At 64.7% G+C, this 3319-nt stretch carries 3 protein-coding genes; 1 reads left to right on the top strand and 2 read right to left on the bottom strand.

The genetic code is table 11. The features are described from left to right. Nucleotides 1-138: 138 nt before the first annotated feature. Nucleotides 139-1032, bottom strand: coding sequence for a LysR family transcriptional regulator (locus tag ACO54Z_RS11865; RefSeq protein WP_485997202.1), 894 nt, complete (start codon nt 1030-1032; stop codon nt 139-141). 122 nt (nt 1033-1154) lie between these two features. On the opposite strand from ACO54Z_RS11865, the gene ACO54Z_RS11860 reads away from it, so the two are divergent. Continuing rightward, nucleotides 1155-2138 (top strand): SMP-30/gluconolactonase/LRE family protein, encoded by a 984-nt coding sequence (locus tag ACO54Z_RS11860; RefSeq protein WP_485997201.1) that lies wholly within the window; start codon nt 1155-1157, stop codon nt 2136-2138. A 49-nt stretch (nt 2139-2187) separates the two neighbouring features. Here ACO54Z_RS11860 and ACO54Z_RS11855 read toward each other — a convergent pair whose 3' ends face one another. Further along, the gene (locus ACO54Z_RS11855) at nt 2188-2967 is read right to left on the bottom strand and encodes an HAD-IC family P-type ATPase (RefSeq protein WP_485997200.1); all 780 of its coding nucleotides are present in this window, start codon (nt 2965-2967) and stop codon (nt 2188-2190) included. Nucleotides 2968-3319: the final 352 nt, after the last annotated feature.

The raw sequence follows: 3319 nt of genomic DNA, 5'->3' as shown, positions 1-3319 counted from the left end.
CTACGCCGCCACACACCCTACGCACGGAACCCGCCCGCTGCGGGCTTCGCCCTGCAGGGGAGGGAGCAGTTTGGTGGATGACCGCAGAGCAAAGCTCACAACGGGGCAGGGTTGAAATATAAACAGCCCTTAGCGGTCTCAAGACACTTTCAGCGTTTCAATCAGCGCGCGCAGCGCCGCCGAAATCTGCCGTCTGCCGGGGTAGTAGAGGTAAAAACCGGGAAACGGCGGGCACCACCAGTCGGCCAGTACCCGTTGCAGGCACCCGTCGGCGAGCGCGGATGCGGCGTAGGCGTCGGCGGTGTAGGCGAGGCCGACGCCATCGGTGGCGGCGTTGAGCATCAGTTCGGCGTCATCGAGGATGAGGTTGCCGCGCACGGCGATGTTCAGCGTTTCGCCGTCTTTGGCGAATGCCCAGCGGTGCAGTTCGCCGCTGCTGATTTTGCGGTAGCCGATGCAGTTGTGTGCGCGCAGATCGTTCGGCGTTTGCGGTGGCGGGTGGCGCGCGAAATAGGCGGGCGCGCCGACCACGGCGCGGCTCATGTCGGGGGTGATGCGTACCGCTACCATGCCCGGCGCGACGCTCTCGCCGAGGCGCACGCCCGCGTCGAAGCCTTCTTTGACGATGTCAATGAAGCCGTTGTCGGCAGCGAGCTCCAGCACGATGTCCGGGTAACGTTCGCTGAAGCGGCGGAACAGCGGCAGGATGTGGCAGGCGGCGGCGCTGCGCGGCACGCTGATGCGCAGCCGCCCTATCGGGTGGGCGCGAAAGCCGTTCACCGTTTCCAGCGCCGCGTCAATTTCCTCCAGCGCGGGCGCAAGCGTGGCGAAAAGCTGTTGTCCCGCCTCGGTGAGCGAGACGCTGCGCGTGGTGCGGTTCAAGAGGCGCACGCCGAGGCGGCTTTCCAGCGCGCGCATCGCCGACGACAAGGTGGACGGCTTCAGCTCCAACTGCGCGGCGGCGCGGCGAAAATTGCCCTCACGGGCGATGGCGGCAAAGGCGGCGAGTTCGCCCAGTTCGGAGGTTCGCATGATGATTCCGGGGAAAAGCGCGGATTGTACCGTTTCATGCAGCAATTCATGCGAAAAAAGGCGGCTTATCTCGCACAATCGCGGCGACTATCATGCGCCTCCTTTTCAATCACGGAGAACCCATGAAACGCCAATCCCTTGTTGCCCTTGCCCTCGCGGCGCTTGTCGTCCCCGCACTTGCCGCCGACATCGCCCTGCCGGAACACGCCCATCCCGAAGGCGTCGTATTCGATGACGACGGCAATCTCTACGTCACCAGCATGGGACGCAGCGCGGTCGATCGCGTCCGCCCCGGCGCGGATACCGCCGAACCCTTCATCGCCCCCGGCAGCGGCGGACTGATGGGCGCGCAAGGCGGCCGCATTGACGCAAAACGCGGCCTGCTCTACGTCTGCTCCAGCCACAACGGCGCCAACCCGCACGCCAAAAAAGGCGCCTCCGCCCTCAAGGCCTTTGCGCTCAAAGACGGCAGCCTGCAAGGCAGTTGGGACTTGCCCGGCGGCGCAAAGGCCTATTGCAACGACATGGTTGTCCTGCCTTCCGGCGCGGTGCTGGTGACAGACAGCCTCAACCCGGAAATCCTCGTGCTGCGACCGGGCAGCGACAAGCTGGACGTTTGGCTGAAAAGCGACAAATTCGCGGGCGAAAGCTACGCGCTGAATAACCTTGCGCTTGAAGCCGATGCGCGCACGCTCTACGTCGGCAAACTGGACAGCGGCGAGCTGCTGCGCCTGCGCCTCACCGCCGACGAACAACCGGCGGGCGAGCCTGAAATCATCCGCCTGCCGCGCCGCATTGACGACCCGGACGGCATCGCCCTGCCCGCGCCCGGCAAAATGCTCATCTGCGAAGCGAGTGTTGTCGCCAACCGGGGCAAAATCAGCTTGCTCGAAATTGACGGCGACCGTGCCCGCCTGACGCCGGTCATCGAAAATGCCGATCTCGCCGTGCCGACCGGTGTCGCCGTGCATGACGGCAAAATTTACGTCGCCGAAAGCCAGGTGGCGGCGTTGTTCATCCCCGAACGCGCGAAAGACGGCCTCAAACCCTTCCGCGTGCGCCGCTTCGATATGCCCGCGAAGGTTGCAGCGCTGGCGGGGCAATAGAGCCTTTGCCATAAAAAACGCCGCGGGATGCGGCGTTTTTTTGTGAGCATCATTCGGTGGCAGGCGGTGGTGCGGTGCGGTGGATGCGCAGCGCGTTGGCGATGACCAGCAGTGAGCTGGCACTCATGCCCAATGCTGCAATCCACGGGGTGAGGTGGCCGCTGATGGCGAGCGGCAGGATGGTGAGGTTATAGACGGTCGCCCAGGCGAGGTTTTGCCGGGTGATGCGGCGGCTGCGCGTGGCGAGGTTGAGCAGGTAGGGCAGTGCTTCCGGGCCGTTTTTCAGGAGGACGATGTCGGCGTGGGTTTGCGAGAGCGGGTTGGCGCGGCCGACAGCGACGGAGACGCTGGCACGGGCGAGCACCGGCGCGTCGTTGATGCCGTCGCCGATCATCAGGGTGTGTTCCGGGTCGTTCGCTTCCAAGAGCGCCAGTTTGGCGGCGGGGTCAAGGCCGCCGTGGTGGTCTTCGATGCCGTAGCGGGCGGCAAGGCGGGCGACGTTGTCGGCGCGGTCGCCGCTGGCAATGGCGAGGTGGTAGCGGGTTTTGAGTTGCGCCAGAGTCGCGGCGAGGTCGGCGCGTTCCGGGTCGCCCAGTTGGTAGTGGGCGCGTAATTCGTGGTTTTCGGCGAGGTAGACGTGGTTGGTGGTTTCGGGGGGGGCGGTCGGTGATGGGTTTGCGGTTTTGCCGGATGATGTTTCAGCATCGGAGATGGAAAGACGAACGCTACCCCCACCCCAACCCTCCCCCGCTGCGGGTGCTGGCGCACCCTGCAGGGGAGGGGGGGATTCGGTTGATAATTCTGCATCGGCGCGTAAGGTGTCAGCCATTGCGCTCCCTCCCCCTGTGGGGGAGGGGTGGGGTGGGGTTACTAGGGGTTCGCCCGGTGCGGTTTCATCAGCCGGATATTGAGGCGCGCTGTGATTGGTAACTGTCGTAGTTGCAGCAGCGATCGGCGATGGGTTCGCGGTTTTGCCGGATGATGTTTCAGCATCGGAGATGGAAAGACGGGCGCTACCCCAACCCCAATCTTCCTCCGCTTCGCAGGGGAGGGGGTTATGCTCTTCGTAGGTCGGGCATTTATGCCCGACGTTCTTTGTGTCGGCCATGAATGGCCGACCTACGTCAGCGGGCGCACCCTGCAGGGGAGGGGGTAGTTCGGTTGATGTTTCGGCAGCGGCG

It is taken from the genome of Cardiobacterium sp., from assembly GCF_057314735.1.
This window is presented reverse-complemented; position numbering and strand designations above follow the sequence as displayed.

What these genes read in the sequence shown, in the direction of transcription:
- ACO54Z_RS11860 (WP_485997201.1), top strand. Translation starts at nt 1,155, where the DNA reads ATGAAACGCCAATCCCTTGTTGCCCTTGCCCTCGCGGCGCTTGTCGTC.
- ACO54Z_RS11855 (WP_485997200.1), bottom strand. Translation starts at nt 2,967, where the DNA reads ATGGCTGACACCTTACGCGCCGATGCAGAATTATCAACCGAATCCCCC.
- ACO54Z_RS11865 (WP_485997202.1), bottom strand. Translation starts at nt 1,032, where the DNA reads ATGCGAACCTCCGAACTGGGCGAACTCGCCGCCTTTGCCGCCATCGCC.